This window comes from Actinomyces respiraculi (genome assembly GCF_014595995.2).
GTDB classification, from domain to species: Bacteria; Actinomycetota; Actinomycetes; order Actinomycetales; family Actinomycetaceae; genus Actinomyces; species Actinomyces respiraculi.
The window spans coordinates 1,808,063-1,825,686 of sequence record NZ_CP063989.1 but is presented as its reverse complement, the minus strand read 5'-3'; the positions used below and the strand labels follow the sequence as shown (position 1 = coordinate 1,825,686).

Sequence of the window (17,624 nt, the reverse complement as noted above, 5' to 3'; positions counted from 1 at the left end):
GTGCCCGCGGCGACCACAACACACGACCTCGGAAGGTCCGTCCCTATGTCCTCCAGCACCACGCAGCCCCGCCCCCAGCGCGAGCAGTGGAGCGGCCAGCTCGGCTTCCTCATGGCCGCCATCGGCTCTGCCATCGGCCTCGGCAATATCTGGCGGTTCCCCGGTGTCGCCTACACCAACGGCGGTGGCGCCTTCATGGTGCCCTACATCATCGCCCTGCTGGCCGCCGGACTGCCTGTCCTCTTCCTCGACTACGCCCTCGGGCACCGCTTCCGCGGCTCCGCGCCGACCGTCTTCCGCCGCCTGAGTCGCCGCTTCGAGTGGCTCGGCTGGTGGCAGGTCTTCATCAGCTTCGTCATCATGACCTACTACGCCGTCGTCGTCGGCTGGTCCCTGGCCTACACGGTCTTCTCCGTGACCCTCGCCTGGGGCGACGACGCCGGCTCCTTCTTCTACAGCTACATCGGCCTGGCCGAGGAGCCCACCTTCGCCTTCGTCCCCATCCTCAGCGTCATCGCGCCCCTGGTCCTCGTGTGGGTCTTCGGCATCATCACCGTCGCCCGGGGCGTGGCCAAGGGAGTGGAGAAGGCCAACCGCATCTTCCTGCCGCTGCTCGTGGTGATGTTCCTCGTCCTGGTCGTGCGCGCCCTGCTGCTGCCCGGGGCCACCGACGGCCTCAACGCTCTGTTCACCCCCCAGTGGGGCGCCCTGGGCAACTATGAGGTGTGGCTGGCGGCCTTCGGCCAGATCTTCTTCTCCCTGTCCGTCGGCTTCGGCATCATGCTCACCTACGCCTCCTACCTCAAGCCCCGCTCCAACCTCGTGGGCACGGGCCTGACTGCGGCCTTCGCCAACTCCTCCTTCGAGATCCTCGCCGGCATCGGCGTCTTCGCCACCCTCGGCTTCATGGCCCACGTCAAGAACGTGGGCGTCGCCGATCTCGAGGGCATCACCGGCGTCGGACTGTCCTTCGTCACCTTCCCCACGGTCATCTCCCAGATGCCCGGGGGCGCGCTGTTCGGCGTGCTGTTCTTCGGGTCCTTCTCCATGGCGGGCCTGACCTCCTTCATCTCGATCCTCCAGGTTGTCGCCCCCGCCGTCGCGGAGAAGACCGGCTGGTCCGTGCCTCGTGCGACGGTCGTCGCCGGCGTCTCCTCCGCGGTGCTGTCCGTCGTCCTGTTCGCCACCACCACCGGCCTGTACACCCTCGACGTCGTCGACGCCTACATCAACAACATCGGCGTCGTCGGCTCCACCATCATCATGTGCGTGGGCATCGGCTGGGTGCTGCGTCGCACCTCCCAGCTCCAGCGCCACCTCAACCTCGTCTCTGAGACCCGCCAGGTCGGCTGGTGGTGGAGGATCCTCATCTCCTTCGTCGTGCCCGTGGTCCTCGGTTACATGTTCTTCCAGGCAGTCGGGTCCTACGCCGCTGACGGCTACGGCTATGGAGGCAGCTTCGAGGCCGTCTTCGGATGGGGCATGCTCCTGCTCGGAGCCGTCCTCAGCGTGGTCTTCAGCCTGGTCAAGTGGCGCACCCCCGTCGACGACTTCCAGCCCATTGACCTCGATGTTCTCGAGGGGGTGAAGTGATATGACCGCCCAGGCCATCATCCTCATGCTCGTTGCCATGATCATCGTCTGGGGCGGCCTCGCCGTCTCCGTTACCGCGCTCGTTGTGCGCGGGCGCCGTGAGGAGGACGAGGAGCGCGCCGCCGCCTTCGCCGCGGCTCACGCCCACCTGCGCGAGGGCGCAGAGCAGCCGGAGAGCTGACCAAGCGAGATACACCGCGCCCCTGAGTCCCACCCTCGCGCCCGCCGCACGTTTTCCGTGCGGCGGGCGCGTGCGCCACAATGCCCCCATGGCCCTCATGACCGACGTCGCAACCGCGAGCACCCCGGCTCTCGTCGCCTTCGACCTCGACGACACGCTCGCCCCCTCCAAGTCGCTGATGCCCGAGCCCATGGCCCGAGCCCTGCGCGCCCTGCTCGACGTCGTGCCCGTCTGCGTCATATCCGGCGGCCAGATCCTCCAGTTCCGCGACCAGGTCCTCGCCCACTTGGGCGCCACCGACGACGAGCTCACCCGTCTGCACCTCATGCCCACCTGCGGCACCCGCTACTACACCTACGACCCCGGCCAGGGCGAGGCCGGCTCACCCGCGGGCGCCGACTGGCGCCTGGTCTACGCCAACGACCTCACCCCCGAGCAGGTCGCCGAGGGCTTCCGCGTCGTCGAAGACGCGGCCCGTGAGCTCGGCCTGTGGGAGGAGCAGACCTGGGGCCCCATCCTCGAGGACCGCGGCTCCCAGATCACCTTCTCGGCCCTCGGCCAGCACGCCCCCCTTGAGGCCAAGAAGGCCTGGGACCCCACGGGGGAGAAGAAGGGGGCCCTGCGCGACGCCGTCGCCGCCCTCCTGCCCGCTCTCGAGGTCCGCTCCGGCGGCTCCACCAGCGTTGACATCACCCTCAAGGGCGTCGACAAGGCCTACGGCATCCTGAGGCTCTCCGAGGTCACCGGCATTGCCCTGACGGACATGCTCTTCATCGGCGACCGCCTCGACCCCGAGGGCAACGACTACCCCGTCAAGGCGCTGGGCGTGCCCTGCCACGCCGTCTCCGACTGGCGGGACACCGCCGCCTACGTCACCGACCTCGCCGCCCGGATCGCCTCCGCCCGGGCAGGAGACTCCTGGGGACCTCGTGACTGACAGGGAGACCGACGACGCTGACAACACTGGCAACAGTGACAACACTGACAACACTGACAACACTGACAACACTGATGAGGCTGACGTGACTGACGAGGTCGTGACCGCGCGCCCCGGCAGCGCCCTGGCGCGCTGGTGGGACGCGCGCACCGTCACTTTCCGGCGCGTCACACGCACTCTCGTCCTGCTGCTGCTCACCGCTGCCGCCTCCCTCGGCCTCGGTGTGGTCACGGCCACCGCCTCCTCGCCGGTAGGCCCCCACGAGGCCCACTGGTCCACCACCCTCGACTCGCGGGTCACCCTGGACCTCGGTGTGCTCGGCATGGTGTCGATGGACTCCCCGGCCGGGGTCCTCGGTGTCGCCGTCGTCCTGGGGGAGATCCCCTCGGACGGGGCCGTGTCTGACGGCGGCGAGGACATCGTCGGTGCGCTGCTGTCCACCGACGGCGCCGCCTACCTCTCGCTCATCACCCACCCCGAGATCACCATCGAAGCCGGCCTGCGCGCCCTGGCCGCCGACGCACTGCGGCGCGCCGGGCTGGTGGCCTCCCTCCTGCTGTGCCTGGTCGCCGCCGGACGTCTGGCCACGGGCGGCAGGCTGCGCGAGGCCGTGCGCGCCCGGCTGTCTCACGGCCTGCCCTCCGCGCTCCTGGCCACGACGGTCACGGTCATGGTCCTGGCCTTCATCGTGCCGACGCTACGCTCAGGCACCCACGCCGGCAGTCGGCTCGAGGTCCTGGCCGACACCCCGCTGGCCGAGGCCCGCCTGTCTGGGCGCGTGGCCGACGTCGTGGCGGCCTACGGCGGCCGGATCACCGACCTCGTGGACGCCAACACGGCCTTCTACGACGAGGCCAACGCCAACCTCGAGGCCGCCTGGCAGGCGTCGCAGATGGTCGGCGGGGCAGTCGACGTCACCGCCAGCGGGGCAGCGGTGGACGTTGAGGACATGCGGGCACGAGCTGCGGCCGCCACCGCGCGGCAGACAGGCGGCGCGCTCGTGTCCCCGCCGCCGGTGGCCGAGGGGGAGGGGCCCGTACCTGAGGAGAACACGACGCCTCCCGGCACGCCCACCTCTGCCGAGCCTGCCCCCACACCGAGCGCCACCTCCGCCGCGCGCACCGGGGTCTTCGCCGTCGCCGAACGGGGCCGACTCACCGCCGTGCTCAGCACCGACCTGCACTGCAACCTCGACATGATCGCGCTGACCGGCCGCCTCGACGCCCTGTCCGGCGCCCGGCTCCACATGGACGACGGCGACCTCACTATGACCGGCTCCGCACCCGAGCAGTTCTGCGTCAACGCCCTGTCCGACGCCGTTCCCGACGGCGTCGCCCGCGTCTTCACCGTCGGCAACCACGACTCCGCCCAGACCGCTGAGCAGATGCGCGCCCGCGGCTGGACCGTCACCGACGGCAGCGTCCAGGAGGTCGCCGGGCTGCGTGTCATCGGCGACGTCGACGCCCTGCGTACCCCTGCCGGTGGCACCTTCCAGCGCGGCGACGAGACCAGCGAGCAGATCGGCGCCAGGCTCGCGGCCGCCACCTGCGCTGAGGGCGCCGACGTCGACGTCGTCCTCATCCACCAGCCCTACACCTTCGGCCCCCTCATCTCCTCCGGCTGCGCCCCGCTGCTCCTGGCCGGCCACGTGCACCAGGAGAAGGGCATGGGCGTCACCCAGGGCGAGCACGCCACCGTCGCCCACCTCACCAGCGGCGCTGCCCTGGGAGGCACCTCCATCGGCCCGGTCACCGAGGACGCCTACCTCCACGTCCTGTCCTTCGACGACGAGGGCTCACTCGTCGCCTGGCGGGCCGTCGTCGTCCACCCCGACGCCTCCGTCACCGTCGGCGCATGGCGCTCCGTGCCGCCGGTCGGTACCGTGCTCGACGGCGCCTCCCAGAGCGTGCTCGACGCCGCAGCAGCCTCAGGGGGCTGATCGGGCACAATGGTGAGTACCCACACGGGCGCCGCCAGGCGCAGACGAGGAGAGTTCATGGCCCACGTGCCCACCGAGGCCGAGATCGACCGGATGAGCGAGGACGAGCTCGAGGCTTACCTCGACGGCACCTTCGCCGGACCCGGCACCCCCCACACACCCGAGGACGCCGCCCGTCCCACCTGGCTGCGCGCCACCGGCGCCCGCGCCGCCTACGCCTGGCTCCTCGTCGTCGGCTCCGCCATCGGCATCGCCGCCTCCTGGGAGCTCATGCTCAGTGAGATCACCCTCCTCAGGGAGCCGCTGAGCTCGCTGGCCTGCGACATCAACCCCTTTGTCTCCTGCTCAGCCTCCCTCGACGTCTGGCAGGGCAACATCCTGGGCGTGCCCAACGCGTTCGTCGGGGCCATGGCCTACGCGGTGCTCCTGGCCGTCGGGCTGCTGCTCGCCTCCGGGGCGCGCCTGCCGCGCTGGTTCTGGTGGGGCCTCGTTGCGGGGACGGTGGGGGCCCTGGCCTTCATCGCCTGGTTCGTCACCATCTCCGTCACCGTCTTCAGCGCCCTGTGCCCCTTCTGCATGCTCATCTGGGCGGTGACCATCCCGATGGCCTGGGCGACCTGGGGTGAGGCCGCTGACCAGGGCCACCTGCCGCTGAGCCAGGGCGCCGCCGCCCGCCTGTCCGCCGCACGCTGGTGGGGGAGCGGCGCCACCTACCTCGTCATCCTCATCGTCGTGCTGGTCCGCTTCTGGGACGGCTTCGTCGGACTGATCGGCTAAGCACATGAGCGCGCGCACCACCTCCGCCGTGGGTGACACGGACACCACCGTCACCCAGGACTACCTCAAGGCCGTCTGGGCCGCCTCCGAGTGGGGCGGTGGCGCCTCCATCACCGGTCTCGCCCGGCGCATGGGGGTGGCCCCCTCGACCGCATCGGAGAACGTCGCCCGCCTGGTCGAGGCCGGGCTGCTTGAGCACGAGCCCTACCGGGCCGTGACCCTGAGCAAGGAGGGGCGCCGACGCGCCTGCCTCATGGTGCGCCGTCACCGTCTGCTCGAGACCTACCTCGTCGAGAGGCTCGGCTTCGACTGGGACGAGGTCCACGCCGAGGCCGAGGAGCTTGAGCACGCCTGCTCCGAGCGGCTGCTGGGGGCGCTCGACGAGGCCCTCGGCCACCCCGTGCGCGACCCCCACGGGGACCCCATTCCTCTGCCCGACGGGCGCATCGTGCAGCCGGAGCTGCGCGGCCTGGACACGGTGTCCGTGGGGCGCACCGCCGTCGTCGCCCGTATTGACGACGACTCCGCGCCCCTGCGTCAGCTCGCCGGCGCCGGGATCGGCCTGGACACGCCCATCGTCGTCGTCGACCGCCCGGCCGCCGAATCCGGTGGACGGCGCACGCGCCGCCCGACGACGATCCGAGCCGTGCTCGCCCCCGAGGGCACGGGCGAGGTCGTCGTACCGGCTGGGGCCCTGTGGGTGCTGGCCTGAGGAGGGGATGAGGCCCGGCCCCGGGCCCGGCGGCGCCGGGCGTCTACCCTGACCCCATGAGCACCGCAGCACCCGAGCCCAGCGTCTTCACCCGGATCATCAACGGCGAGATCCCCGGCCGCTTCGTGTGGGCGGACGACGTGTGCGTCGCCTTCGCGACCATCGAGCCCCAGACCCCGGGGCACGTCCTCGTCGTGCCCCGTGAGCAGGTCACCACTCTCATCGACGCCGATGAGGCCACCGTCGCCCACCTGGCCGTCGTCGCCCGCCGCATCGCTGCCACGCAGGTGCGGGTCTTTGTGGCCCTGCGACCGGGCATCGTCGTCGTCGGCCTGGACGTACCGCACCTGCACGTGCACGTCCTGCCCCTCAATCAGGCCTCCGACGTCAACCCGGCCAGTGCCCGTCCGGCTGAGGCCGCCGAGCTCGACGCCGCCATGGAGACCCTGCGCGCCGGCCTGCGCGAGGACGGTTGGGGTGCCTTCGTGCCCGCGCTCCTCGGCTCCGCGGCCCTGGCCTAGCCGCGGCGCAGCGCGCTGCCCGGGACCCGGGTGCGGCCAGACACTCCAGGAGCCCAACACTCCAGGAGGTCCAGGACCTATCGCCGCCGCTTGCCGTCCCTGTGCTCACGCGCGCTGCGACGGCGCACCTCGTGGGCGAGGTGGCCGCGCTCGGGGCGGCCCAGGTCGGCCGTGCCGTGCGCGTTCGCGCCCGGGCCGCGCCTCTGGGTGCGCACCCGCAGGCGCAACAGGATGGCCCCGAGGACGGCGGCGATGAGGGTGCCCAGGAGGACCGCTGCCCGGGCGTGGCCCGTCGTCGTCGGGTCTGCGAAGGCGAGGCCCGCGATGAGCAGTGAGACCGTGAAGCCGATGCCCGCCAGGGCGGACAGGGCCAGCACGTCCTGGTTGTCGATCCCGTGGCCCAGGCGCAGCGTCGTGAAGCGCGTGAGAAGCACGACGCAGCCCCAGATGCCCAGGACCTTGCCCAACGGCAGGCCCAGGTAGATGCCCACGGCCACCGGATCCGCCAGGACCTCTCCCAGGCCACCGGAATCGACGATGTTGACGCCGGCGGCGAAGAGCGCGAAGACGGGCAGGGCGAGCCCGGCGCTCCACGGGTGCGCCAGGTGCGCGAAGCGGGCGGTCATGCCCGTGGGCTCGGCGCGGGTGGACCGGGCTGGCACGACGAGGCCCAGCAGGACCCCGGCGATGGTGGCGTGGACGCCCGAGGCGTGCATGAGGCCCCAGGCCACCACGCCCAGCGGGATGAGGACGTACCAGCGGGTGAAGCCGCGCTGGACGAGCACGGCGAAGACCGCCACGACGGCCAGCGCGCCCAGCAGGGGCAGCAGGCTGATCCCACCGGAGTAGAAGACCGCGATGACGATGATGGCGAGCAGGTCGTCGACGACCGCCAGGGTGAGCAGGAAGGTGCGTGCCGCGGGCGGCAGGCCGCGCCCGAAGATCGACAGCAGGGCCACCGCGAAGGCGATGTCCGTGGCGGTGGGCACGGCCCAGCCGGCCGGGTTGCCGTCGCCGACCAGCTGCACGGCGGTGTAGACGAGTGCCGGGCCCAGCATGCCGAAGGCAGCGGCGGTCATCGGCAGGGACGCCTCTTTGAGGTCGCGCAGTGAGCCGACGACGAACTCCTGCTTGAGCTCCAAGCCCACGACGAAGAAGAAGATCGCGAGGACGCCGTCGGCCGCCCAGTGGGCGACGGACAGGTCCAGGTGCAGGAAGGCGGGCCCGACATGCGCGTGGGACAGGGCCTCGTAGGAGCCTCGCAGGGGGGAGTTGGCCCAGATGAGGGCGAGGGCTGCGGCGGCCACCATGAGCATGCCGGAGAAGACCTCGTCCTCGAGCTTGTGGGCGAGCCTGGCGATCAGGTCGGCGGGGGTGCGGTGCTGGGGAGTCATCAGTGCCTCTCGTCGGGGGGCATGCCTGCGGGGTCCGGGCGTCGACCGGGCGGACCGCAGTGACCTGGCGGTCGGCTCAGTCGAGTCAGTCGGACGTTATCAAAGTGACCGGCATCGCCCGGCCACGTACCGGTTGCCCGCGAGACGGCGTCGTACCCGGCGATAGGCTGGCCCGCATGACGGACTCCAGCCAGGTAACCGACCCGACCAACGCCACGCCCTACCGCTACACCGCGGCGCTGGCGGACTCCATCGAGACCGCCTGGCAGGACCGCTGGGAGCGCGAGGGCACCTTCCACTCCGACAACCCGGAGGGTGCGCTCGCCGGACCCGGCGCCGCCAAGGACAAGTTCTTCCTGCTCGACATGTTCCCCTACCCCTCGGGCAAGGGACTGCACGTCGGTCATCCGCTGGGCTACATCGCCACCGACGTCGTCGCCCGCTTCACACGCATGACCGGCAAGAACGTCCTGTACACGATGGGCTACGACGCCTTCGGGCTGCCCGCCGAGCAGTACGCGGTCGCCACCGGCCAGCACCCGCGCGTGTCCACCGAGGCCAACATCGCCAACATGCGCCGCCAGCTGCGCCGCCTGGGCCTGTCCCACGACTCGCGCCGCTCGGTCCAGACCATCGACGTGGACTACGTGCGCTGGACCCAGTGGATCTTCCTCAAGATCTTCGGCTCCTGGTTCGATCCGAACGCCCCGCGCCGCGACGGGCGCGGTACCGGCGCCGCCCGCCCCGTGGCCGAGCTCGAGGCCAAGCTCGCCTCCGGTGAGGTCCCCACCCCCGACGGGCGCCCCTGGGCCGAGCTGAGCGCCGGTGAGCGTGCCGACGTCATTGACTCGCACCGCCTGGCCTACGTCTCCAGCGCCCCGGTCAACTGGTGCCCCGGCCTGGGAACCGTCCTGGCCAACGAGGAGGTCACCAGCGAGGGCCGCTCCGAGCGAGGCAACTACCCCGTCTTCAAGCGCAACCTGCGCCAGTGGATGATGCGCATCACCGCCTACGGCGACCGTCTCGCCGAGGACCTCGACACCGTGGACTGGCCCGAGAAGGTCCGCTCCATGCAGCGCAACTGGATCGGCCGCTCCGAGGGTGCGAACGTCACCTTCCCGGTTGAGGGTGCCGCCGAGGCAGGCAGCGCCGTGACGGAGCTGACTGTCTACACCACCCGCCCGGACACGCTCTTCGGTGCCACCTTCATGGTGGTGGCCCCCGAGCACCCGCTGCTGGGCTCGGTGGAGGCCACGGATGCTGAGGACCTCACCGTCCCCGCCACCTGGCCGCAGGGCACCCGTGAGGCCTGGACGGCCGGTCATGCCACACCCGCCGAGGCGGTGGCCTCATACCGTGCCTACGCCGCCGGCGCCACCGAGGCCGAGCGCACCGACGAGGGCCGCACCAAGACCGGTGTCTTCACCGGCCTGTACGGCGTCAACCCCGTCAACGGCGCCAAGGTCCCCGTCTTCGTCGCCGACTACGTCCTCATGGGCTACGGCACGGGCGCCATCATGGCTGTGCCCGCGCACGATGACCGTGACTTCGCCTTCGCCCGCGCCTACGACCTCGACATCGTCCAGACCATCGGCCCCGCCGAGGACCCGCGCGGCGTGGACCTGTCCGAGGCCGCCTACACGGGTGACGGTGTGGCCGTCGACTCCGCCAACGACGAGATCAGCCTCGACGGCCTGAGCAAGGACGAGGCCAAGGCCGCCATGATCGCCTGGCTGGAGTCCACGGGCACCGGCCGCGGCGCCGTCACCTACCGCCTGCGTGACTGGCTCTTCAGCCGCCAGCGCTACTGGGGCGAGCCCTTCCCGGTCGTGTGGGACGAGGAGGGGCGCGTCCACGCCCTGCCCGAGTCGATGCTGCCCGTCGAGCTGCCCGAGGTCACCGACTACTCGCCGCGCTCCTACGACCCCGACGACGCCGCTTCCTGCCCGGAGCCGCCGCTGGGCAAGGCTGAGGACTGGGTCAAGGTCGAGCTCGACCTCGGTAACGGGATGAGGACGTACTATCGCGAGACCAACACCATGCCCCAGTGGGCGGGCTCGTGCTGGTACGAGATGCGCTACATCGACCCCACTGACGACACCCAGCTCGTCTCCCCGGTCAACGAGGCCTACTGGATGGGCCCGCGCCCCGAGGCCGGTAACACCTCCGGCGGCACCGACCTGTACGTCGGCGGCGTCGAGCACGCGGTACTGCACCTGCTGTACTCGCGCTTCTGGCACAAGGTCCTGTTCGACCTGGGCGTTGTCTCCTCCTCCGAGCCGTACCACAAGCTCTTCAACCAGGGTTATGTCCAGGCCTACGCCTACACCGACTCCCGCGGCCAGTACGTGCCCGCAGACGAGGTCGAGGAGACGACGGCGCCGGATGGCGCGCCCGTGTTCACGTGGCGGGGTCAGCCCGTTGCGCGTGAGTACGGCAAGATGGGCAAGTCCCTGAAGAACATCGTCACCCCGGACGACATGTACGAGTCCTATGGTGCGGACACCTTCCGTGTGTACGAGATGAGCATGGGCCCGCTCGACCAGGACCGCCCCTGGGACACGCGTGCCGTTGCCGGCTCCCAGCGCTTCCTGGCCCGCTTGTGGCGCAATGTCGTTGACGAGGTTACCGGCGAGCTCGTCGTCTCCGACGAGCCGGCACACGAGGCCACCCGCCGCCTGATCGCCCAGACCATCGTGGGCGTGCGCGCGGACTACGAGGGGATGCGCCTGAACACGGCCATCGCCAAGCTCATCGTCCTCAACAACCACCTCACGGGCCTGAAGCGTTCACCGCGCGAGGCCGTTGAGGCGCTGACCCTCATGACGGCGCCGGTCGCCCCGCACATCGCGGAGGAGATCTGGTTCCGGCTGGGCCACGAGGGCTCGCTTGCCTATGAGGCTTTCCCCGTTGTTGAGGACGAGTCTTTGCTGGCGGCTGAGAAGGTCACCTGCGTCATTCAGGTCAAGGGCAAGGTCCGTGACCGCCTTGAGGTGGACCCGGAGATTGACGAGGCGGAGCTGGGGAGGCTGGCCCTGTCGGCCCCCGGCGTTGTGCGCACGCTGGACGGCAGGGGAGTGCGCAAGGTCATCGTGCGTGCACCTAAGCTTGTGAGCATCGTCCCCGAGTGAGTGAGGGGCAGCCGCGCCAGGACGCGCCTGCCGCGAGCTCGCTTCCATCGTCCCCGAGTGAGTGAGGGGCAGCCGTGATGTACCTGAGGCGGGCTCGCATCGGTGACCTGACTGCGCTCAACGAGATCTGCGTGCGCACGGCTGCCTACGGTCGGGACATCTCCACGCAGATGAGCCGACCCGAGCTGGTTGGGGCGGTCTATGCCGATCCCTACGTGCTGCACGACCCGGCCAGTTGCTTCGTCGTCGCCTGCGCCGGGGACGACGACGAAGCCCCGGCAGGTGCCGGGGGCGAGGCGGTGCTGGGCTACGTCGTCGGCACGCTGGACACGGCGGCCTTCCGGCAGTGGTTCACCGGTCAGTACGCCCCGGCACGGCTGAGCGAGCTGGGCCTGGCTGATGAGGCCAGGGACCCGCTGAGCCTGGCGGAGACCGACCGCAAGTATCTCAGACTGCTGCGCGCACCGGTTCCTCAGCCCGCGGCCTGGCTGGAGCGTTATCCGGCGCACCTGCACATCGACCTGCTGGAGCCGGTCCGGCGCCGGGGATGGGGCCGACGGCTGGTCGAGGCCTGGACGGAGCATGCACGCCAGAAGGGGGCGGTCGGCCTGCACCTGGGAGTAGGGGCGGACAATACCGGCTCCATTGCCTTCTACCAGGCCATCGGCTTGACCCGGATCGGTCAGGACGAAGGCGGTGTGACAATGGCTCGCTCGCTCGTGTCCTGACCTCGCGGGCGCTGCGTCCTAGCGCAGGGCGACGCGCACCTCGAAGGGCCGCCGCCAGGGAAGCGCGGCGCTGACAAGCGTGATGCCGGGTGCTTGCGGCTGCGCCTGGATGAACTCCCGCATCGTGGCGGCCACCTCGGCCTCGATGCGGGTCAAGGTCTCCTCATCCTCGATGACCGCGGTCCGCCCGCCGGTGGAATGGTAGTAGTCGGTGCGGATCCGCGTCTGGTAGAGGTAGTCGTCCAGCAGGCGCGTCCACAGGGCAATATCCCTGGCGCGCTCGTCCAGCTCACCCCGCTCGGTGCCCACGTGCTCGGCCACCGCCGTCGCCAGGACGGTGCCGATGGTGTTACCGGCCGTGTTCCACCCGCCGTAGGCGGACAGGGACCAGAAGGTGCCGTCGGCCAGCAGATCCTTCACCAGCACTGGGTCGGCGCCGTTGGTGTAGCGCACGTCCGCCAGAGCCACACGCTTTCCTGCGGCCAGCAGGTCGCGCACCAGGCGAGCCGTCAGGGCAGCAGCCTCAGGCTCAGGCCGGGGGGTCGAGCCCCACCAGTCGTCGTCGACAGTGCCGGGGGCGTGGACGACGAAGTGGATATCGGCGTCCTGCTCGGTGGATGGAAGCGCGTCGCAGGCACGGATCTGAGCCTCGACGGAGGTGGACAGTGGGACGTTCTCATAACTGGGGATCCGCAGCATGCCTTCCTCATCCGCACAGTGGACGGACACCGAGGGCTGGTGAGTGCCTGCCACGAGTGCGCGAGCGGTCATGGTTGCGCCCACCTCGTCCGCTCCGGGGTACATGAGGACGTCTTGGAGTGAGGGTAGGGCCCGGCGCCAGTGCCCGATCCAGTACTGTTCAGCAGATCCGGCCGAGTAGTAGGCGGTGTCGTCAGCTGTGACGGCCAGGGCGGAGATGACGCCCTCGTGGACCAGGTCGAGCGCGGCAAGGTTGACCATATGGTTGCGCAGGCGTCGGCCCTCGTAGTCCTCGCGGACTTCAGCAGGCACGGGCGAGGGCGCTGGGGGGCCGACAAGCTCGTCGCGGATGTCGAGCTCCAGGCTGCGGTGCAGGTCCGCGCCCAGGGCTTGGAACTCGCGTCCGAACTCGGACCAGTAGGTCGGCTCCTCCTGGTTGGAGTAGGTGTCCGAGGTGCGCATCACCAGCGAGGTCGCGATGATGCGCAGCCGCGGGTGCTGCGACTTGAATCCCCGTAGCAGGTCAAGGCGGCCCAGAGCCTGGTTGAGGGGGTCGTTGTTGATACGGGCAGGGATGATGCCGCCGAAGACGAGGGTGTCTGTGCACACGACGAGGCAGGCCTCCTCGTGTGCGCGGGCCTGCTGACCGACCCAGCCAGCGAGCTGGTCGAGGTCGGCGGGCGTGCGGAAGCAGGGCAGTGCCGCGGCCGGGGGCAGGCTGATCGAGGCTCCACCGATGGAGGCGACGAGCGCCGGGATCTGGGTGTTGACCGGGCGCTCATCGAGCGGAATGACGACAATGTGCATCTCAGTTGCCCTTCCTCGTGATGGTGTTGTGGTACTTGTAGCGATCGCCTCGCAGGAGCGTCTCGGAGTAGGCGATCGGGGTCCCGTCGTGGCTGCGCATCGTCTTGGCCACCAGAAGCGCTGGCATCATGGCCAGGGCACGCAGCATCTGGGCTGAGCGGCGGTCGAGCACCGAGGCGCTGACGGTCTCGTCGATCTGGTCGATGGGCAGCTCGTAGCGGCCCAGCAGAGTCTCCAGCAGGGAGGCGTCGCGCTCCAGCGTCGTCAGGTCCTCCACCAGCTCGCGCCGGATCCAGGTCTGGTCGATGGCGATCGGGGAGCGCGCGACGGTGCGCAGCCGCATGATCGTGCGCAGCTCGGTGCCAGGCGGGATCTCCAGGAGGGAGGACATACGCGCGTCCGCGCTCACGGTGGACACCGAGACTTGGGCGTTGCCGGGTTGTAGGCCGCGGGCGCGCGCCTCCCCGGTGAAGGAGGAGGTCGTGAGGCTGCGAGAGCGAGCGGTGCGTGAGACGAAGCTGCCGGCGCCCTGGCGACGACGGACCAGGCCCTCGGCAACTAGGGCGTCGACGGCCCGGCGCACGGTCAGGCGGTTGACGCCGTAGGTGGTGGCCAGCTCGCGCTCGGAGGGCAAACGAGCACCGTCGGCAAGCTCGTGAGTGACGAGCTCGACGAGGGCCTCGCGCAGGGCCTGGGGGCCGGTCGGGGATGAATCAGTCGACAAGTTGGAGTACTCCAGTGTTCTCTGACTATGTGGCGGGGTGTCTCGTGTGTACACCTGTTGAAAGAAGCATGCGGCGAAAATAGGGCAAAAACAAGCGGATAAATACGAATGTAGCCTGAGTCACATTCGATCTGGCTGGACAGTTAAGGGAGCGCCGCATACCTTGCTGGTGTATCCCAATTGCGAGTTGGTCGCCTTTCTCGATGGCGAGAGAGCCTTCACGGGTCCCAACGGCCAGCACGCATCTCACGGAAGGAGCACGGGATGGACATCGCGAGGAGGCGCTTCCTGGAGGCTGCCGCGCTCACCATGGCTCTGGCCGGTGCCGCTGCCTGCGGTGGTGGCAAGGACGAGGGCTCGGGCACGCTGGAGTTCTGGACGATCTCCCTACAGCCCACCTTCACCGACTACTTCAACGGCCTCATCAAGTCCTACGAGGAGGCTAACCCGGGGGTCAAGGTCAACTGGACCGACCTTCCCTATGACTCCATCGTTGAGAAGCTCATTACCGCCTCGGCTGGTGGCACCGCGCCGGACGTGGTCAACCTCAACACCGAGTTCGCCCTGACCATGGCCGGCAAGAAGGCCCTGGTTGACGTCACCTCGCTGACCACGAGGGAGGAGCAGGCTGTCTATATCGAGAGCCTGTGGGACTCTGCCAAGATCGGCGATGCGGTCTATGCCTTCCCCTGGTACGCCGCACCGAACATCATGATCTACAACAAGTCCCTGTTCGAGAAGGCGGGTCTGACGAGCAAGCCCACTACCTACAGCGAGGCCCTTCAGATGGCCCCGACTATGAAGGCGGCCACGGGCGCTTACCTGTTCAACCCACCGACCCTGTTCACCCTCATGCTTGAGGAGGACATCCCGATCCTCAGCGAGGACAAGACCAAGGCAGCCTTCGCCACCGATGCCGCCGAGAAGCTGCTGACCAACTTCAAGGAGCTGTCTGACAAGGACGATCTTCCTAAGACCGACTGGGGGCAGTGGGATACCGAGCTCAAGCTCTTCGAGACCGGCCAGCTGGCCATCATTAACTCCTCTCCTGCTTCGGTCGGCCGTATCAAGGACGAAGCGCCTGACGTCTACGAGCAGATCGGTATCGCCCTGCCGCTCAAGGGAGCGGCAGGGGTCTCGCGCAACCCGCTGATGAATCTGGTCATCCCCTCCAAGTCCTCCCAGCAGGAGGATGCGGCCAAGTTCGCCAGGTTCATCACGGGGGACGAGAGCCAGCTGAGCTTCGCCAAGGAGGCGGGCATCTTCCCCTCGACGCTCAAGGCCTCGCAGGACCCGTACTTCACCTCCGACACCTCCACCATCGAGGGACAGGCCTCGGCCATGTGCGCCGAGGCCTCCACAACCAGCGCGGACTTCTCGCTGGGTGTGGAGGGTCAGTCCACGATCGCTGACGAGGTCAACAAGGCATACGAGGCCGCCGTCATCAACGGCGACAACGTCAAGGAGTCTCTGGCTCATGCCCATGACGCCGTCGACGCCCTGCTCAAGCAGAATTGAGCATCCGGGCCGCCTGTCTGGCCAGGTGCCTGCCGGCCCAGGACCGGACCCTGCCGGTCCTGGGCCGGTGCGTGACCAGCCCTAGCGGCGGTCCCAGGCTCCACCTATCCGTGAACCTTGCTCCCGCGTCGAAAGCACCGTGATGAAACTACGAACCAGGACGACGATCTTTGCCTACCTGTTTATGGCACCGGCTCTCGTCATGCTCGTGCTCTTCGTGTTCCTGCCCATCGCAGGATCCATCCCGCTGGTCTTCTATGACTACTCGATGATCGGGGACGTGGAGTTCATTGGCCTGGACAATTTCCGCCGAGCGCTATCCGACGGCACCTTCCACATCGCCATCGTCAACACCATCACCTTCGTGGCGGTGGTCCCGGTCATCCAACTGTGCTCGATCGCGCTGGCGAGTCTGGTCAACCAGAAACTCAAGGGCATCGTCTTCTTCCGCACCCTGTTCTACGTCCCGGTCATCACCTCGATGGTGGCGGTGTCGATTATCTGGTCCTTCCTGTTCGACTCCCACGGCATTATCAACACCTGGCTCATGGAGTGGGGACTGACCAACCAGCCACTGGGCTTCGTCAACTCCTCCAAGACCGCGATGATCTGCATCATGTTCATCACCCTGTGGCAGGGTCTGGGCTACTACATGATGCTCTACCTGGCGGGCCTGCAGTCGATCCCCGCCGAGATTGAGGAGGCCGCCCGTACCGACGGCGCCAGCGCCCTGCAGGTCTTCTTCCGTATCAAGGTCCCGATGCTCAAGCCCTACATCTGGTTCTGCTCCCTGAACTCCGTCATCTCGGCCGTGGCGATCTTCGACCCGATCTTCGTCATGACCCAGGGTGGACCCAACAACTCCACCATGGTGATCAACTACTACTCCTACATCCGGGCCTTCAAGGACTTCGAGTTCGGCTACTCGGCGACCCTGGGACTGGTTCAGGCTGTCATCACGGGCCTGCTGTCCGTCGTCGTCTTCGTCTACGGCAAGAGGAACGGGGGAATGACCTATGACAACGCCCGCTGAGACCATGTCCGTGCCCGGCGTCTCCTCGCCCTCGGCCACCCGGGCGAACCGTCGCCCCAGGCGAGCTGGACGCGTGAGCATGCCCCGCCGTCGTCGTCCCGCCAAGGTGGTGGCGCGTCGCGGCCTCTCCATGACGCTGACGTACATCGCACTGTTGGCTGTAGCCATCGTGGCGGCCGGTCCCTTCCTGTGGATGACCATCACCGCTTTCAAGAGCGGCCAGAACATCTACGACCCCTCGATCAAGATCAGCCAGCTCACCGTGGCCAACTTCGTGGGCGTGTGGGAGTTCCTCAATATCCCGGCCTACCTGGGCAACACAGTGGTCATCACGGTTGGCTCGATCGTCATCGACGTGGTGCTGGCCTCTCTGTGCGCCTACCCGCTGGCCTGTATGCGCTTCCCGGGCCGCGACGTCATCATGGTCTTGCTCATCGCAGCCATGATCATCCCGGCAGCCGCGGGCATGGTCATCAACTACCTCACCTTGTCCACGCTGCACCTGCTCAACACCCTGGTCGGCGTTATCCTGCCCGGCTCCCTCAAGGTCTTCTCCATCGTGCTGCTGCGGCAGGCCTACCTGGGCGTGCCGCGTGACCTCATCGAGGCCGCGCGCATCGACGGGGCCTCCGAGCTGCTCATCTGGCGTAAGATTATGATGCCCTCGATCATGCCGGCCATTTCCACGGTGGTCATCTTCGACTTCATCGGGCGCTGGAACGAGTTCCTGTGGCCGATCATCGTCCTGCAGGACCCGGCCAAGTACCCACTGGCCGCGGCGCTGCAGTACCTCAACGGTTCCTTCAACTACAAATTCGGCTACATCGCCGCGGGCACGGTCATCTCGATCGTCCCGGTGCTCATCATCTTCATCATCTTCCAGAAGAACTACATTAACGCCGTCGCCGGTGCGGTCAAGGCCTGAGGAGG

15 protein-coding genes are annotated in these 17,624 nt (G+C 68.6%); 12 read left to right on the top strand and 3 right to left on the bottom strand.

What is annotated here, in order from left to right:
• Window positions 1–45: 45 nt before the first annotated feature.
• The 7 genes from ID810_RS07580 to ID810_RS07550 all read left to right on the top strand — a co-directional run bounded on the left by ID810_RS07580 (window position 46) and on the right by ID810_RS07550 (window position 6,660).
• Window positions 46–1,593 (top strand): sodium-dependent transporter, encoded by a 1,548-nt coding sequence (locus ID810_RS07580; protein WP_166854757.1) that lies wholly within the window; start codon window positions 46–48, stop codon window positions 1,591–1,593.
• Between the two features lies 1 nt (window position 1,594).
• Entirely contained in the window at window positions 1,595–1,774 is a 180-nt protein-coding gene (locus tag ID810_RS07575) for a methionine/alanine import family NSS transporter small subunit (RefSeq protein ID WP_166854758.1), read from the top strand.
• Between the two features lie 88 nt (window positions 1,775–1,862).
• Window positions 1,863–2,711, top strand: a complete 849-nt coding sequence (locus ID810_RS07570) for an HAD hydrolase family protein (protein ID WP_413227848.1) — start codon at window positions 1,863–1,865, stop codon at window positions 2,709–2,711.
• An 85-nt stretch (window positions 2,712–2,796) separates the two neighbouring features.
• Window positions 2,797–4,650 carry a metallophosphoesterase family protein gene (locus ID810_RS07565; RefSeq protein ID WP_243856443.1) on the top strand — a complete coding sequence of 618 codons (1,854 nt, stop codon included), beginning with the start codon at window positions 2,797–2,799 and terminating at the stop codon, window positions 4,648–4,650.
• 57 nt (window positions 4,651–4,707) lie between these two features.
• On the top strand, window positions 4,708–5,427 hold the full coding sequence (locus ID810_RS07560) for a vitamin K epoxide reductase family protein (RefSeq protein WP_166854759.1): 720 nt from the start codon (window positions 4,708–4,710) through the stop codon (window positions 5,425–5,427).
• Between the two features lie 4 nt (window positions 5,428–5,431).
• The gene (locus ID810_RS07555) at window positions 5,432–6,139 is read left to right on the top strand and encodes a metal-dependent transcriptional regulator (protein ID WP_166854760.1); all 708 of its coding nucleotides are present in this window, start codon (window positions 5,432–5,434) and stop codon (window positions 6,137–6,139) included.
• A 56-nt stretch (window positions 6,140–6,195) separates the two neighbouring features.
• Window positions 6,196–6,660: an HIT family protein gene (locus tag ID810_RS07550; protein ID WP_166854761.1), complete on the top strand. Its 465-nt coding sequence runs from the start codon at window positions 6,196–6,198 to the stop codon at window positions 6,658–6,660.
• 77 nt (window positions 6,661–6,737) lie between these two features.
• Here ID810_RS07550 and nhaA read toward each other — a convergent pair whose 3' ends face one another.
• Window positions 6,738–8,054, bottom strand: coding sequence for a Na+/H+ antiporter NhaA (nhaA, locus tag ID810_RS07545; RefSeq protein WP_166854762.1), 1,317 nt, complete (start codon window positions 8,052–8,054; stop codon window positions 6,738–6,740).
• A 176-nt stretch (window positions 8,055–8,230) separates the two neighbouring features.
• Here nhaA and ID810_RS07540 point away from each other — a divergent pair, with 176 nt between their 5' ends.
• Together ID810_RS07540 and ID810_RS07535 are read left to right on the top strand one after the other, a co-directional pair.
• The gene (locus tag ID810_RS07540; protein WP_166854763.1) at window positions 8,231–11,185 is read left to right on the top strand and encodes a leucine--tRNA ligase; all 2,955 of its coding nucleotides are present in this window, start codon (window positions 8,231–8,233) and stop codon (window positions 11,183–11,185) included.
• 77 nt (window positions 11,186–11,262) lie between these two features.
• On the top strand, window positions 11,263–11,913 hold the full coding sequence (locus tag ID810_RS07535) for a GNAT family N-acetyltransferase (protein ID WP_235931428.1): 651 nt from the start codon (window positions 11,263–11,265) through the stop codon (window positions 11,911–11,913).
• An 18-nt stretch (window positions 11,914–11,931) separates the two neighbouring features.
• Here ID810_RS07535 and ID810_RS07530 read toward each other — a convergent pair whose 3' ends face one another.
• Together ID810_RS07530 and ID810_RS07525 are read right to left on the bottom strand one after the other, a co-directional pair.
• Complete coding sequence (locus ID810_RS07530) at window positions 11,932–13,419, bottom strand: DUF4127 family protein (protein WP_166854765.1); 1,488 nt, start codon at window positions 13,417–13,419, stop codon at window positions 11,932–11,934.
• Between the two features lies 1 nt (window position 13,420).
• Window positions 13,421–14,143 (bottom strand): GntR family transcriptional regulator, encoded by a 723-nt coding sequence (locus ID810_RS07525; protein WP_166854766.1) that lies wholly within the window; start codon window positions 14,141–14,143, stop codon window positions 13,421–13,423.
• 264 nt (window positions 14,144–14,407) lie between these two features.
• Between ID810_RS07525 and ID810_RS07520 the strand changes: the two genes are divergently transcribed.
• The 3 genes from ID810_RS07520 to ID810_RS07510 all read left to right on the top strand — a co-directional run bounded on the left by ID810_RS07520 (window position 14,408) and on the right by ID810_RS07510 (window position 17,619).
• On the top strand, window positions 14,408–15,661 hold the full coding sequence (locus ID810_RS07520) for an ABC transporter substrate-binding protein (RefSeq protein WP_166854767.1): 1,254 nt from the start codon (window positions 14,408–14,410) through the stop codon (window positions 15,659–15,661).
• A gap of 142 nt (window positions 15,662–15,803) precedes the next feature.
• Window positions 15,804–16,694, top strand: coding sequence for a carbohydrate ABC transporter permease (locus ID810_RS07515; protein ID WP_166854768.1), 891 nt, complete (start codon window positions 15,804–15,806; stop codon window positions 16,692–16,694).
• A complete protein-coding gene (locus tag ID810_RS07510) occupies window positions 16,678–17,619 on the top strand; it encodes a carbohydrate ABC transporter permease (protein WP_235931395.1) in 942 nt (313 codons plus the stop codon). The genes ID810_RS07515 and ID810_RS07510 overlap by 17 nt, the downstream gene beginning before the upstream one ends.
• Window positions 17,620–17,624: the final 5 nt, after the last annotated feature.

Bases quoted from the DNA above. Each gene is read 5' to 3' on its own strand.
- ID810_RS07530 (WP_166854765.1), bottom strand. From the start codon at position 13,419: ATGCACATTGTCGTCATTCCGCTCGATGAGCGCCCGGTCAACACCCAG.
- ID810_RS07510 (WP_235931395.1), top strand. From the start codon at position 16,678: ATGACAACGCCCGCTGAGACCATGTCCGTGCCCGGCGTCTCCTCGCCC.
- ID810_RS07575 (WP_166854758.1), top strand. From the start codon at position 1,595: ATGACCGCCCAGGCCATCATCCTCATGCTCGTTGCCATGATCATCGTC.
- nhaA (WP_166854762.1), bottom strand. From the start codon at position 8,054: ATGACTCCCCAGCACCGCACCCCCGCCGACCTGATCGCCAGGCTCGCC.
- ID810_RS07535 (WP_235931428.1), top strand. From the start codon at position 11,263: ATGTACCTGAGGCGGGCTCGCATCGGTGACCTGACTGCGCTCAACGAG.
- ID810_RS07550 (WP_166854761.1), top strand. From the start codon at position 6,196: ATGAGCACCGCAGCACCCGAGCCCAGCGTCTTCACCCGGATCATCAAC.
- ID810_RS07555 (WP_166854760.1), top strand. From the start codon at position 5,432: ATGAGCGCGCGCACCACCTCCGCCGTGGGTGACACGGACACCACCGTC.
- ID810_RS07520 (WP_166854767.1), top strand. From the start codon at position 14,408: ATGGACATCGCGAGGAGGCGCTTCCTGGAGGCTGCCGCGCTCACCATG.
- ID810_RS07540 (WP_166854763.1), top strand. From the start codon at position 8,231: ATGACGGACTCCAGCCAGGTAACCGACCCGACCAACGCCACGCCCTAC.
- ID810_RS07560 (WP_166854759.1), top strand. From the start codon at position 4,708: ATGGCCCACGTGCCCACCGAGGCCGAGATCGACCGGATGAGCGAGGAC.
- ID810_RS07570 (WP_413227848.1), top strand. From the start codon at position 1,863: ATGGCCCTCATGACCGACGTCGCAACCGCGAGCACCCCGGCTCTCGTC.
- ID810_RS07515 (WP_166854768.1), top strand. From the start codon at position 15,804: ATGAAACTACGAACCAGGACGACGATCTTTGCCTACCTGTTTATGGCA.
- ID810_RS07580 (WP_166854757.1), top strand. From the start codon at position 46: ATGTCCTCCAGCACCACGCAGCCCCGCCCCCAGCGCGAGCAGTGGAGC.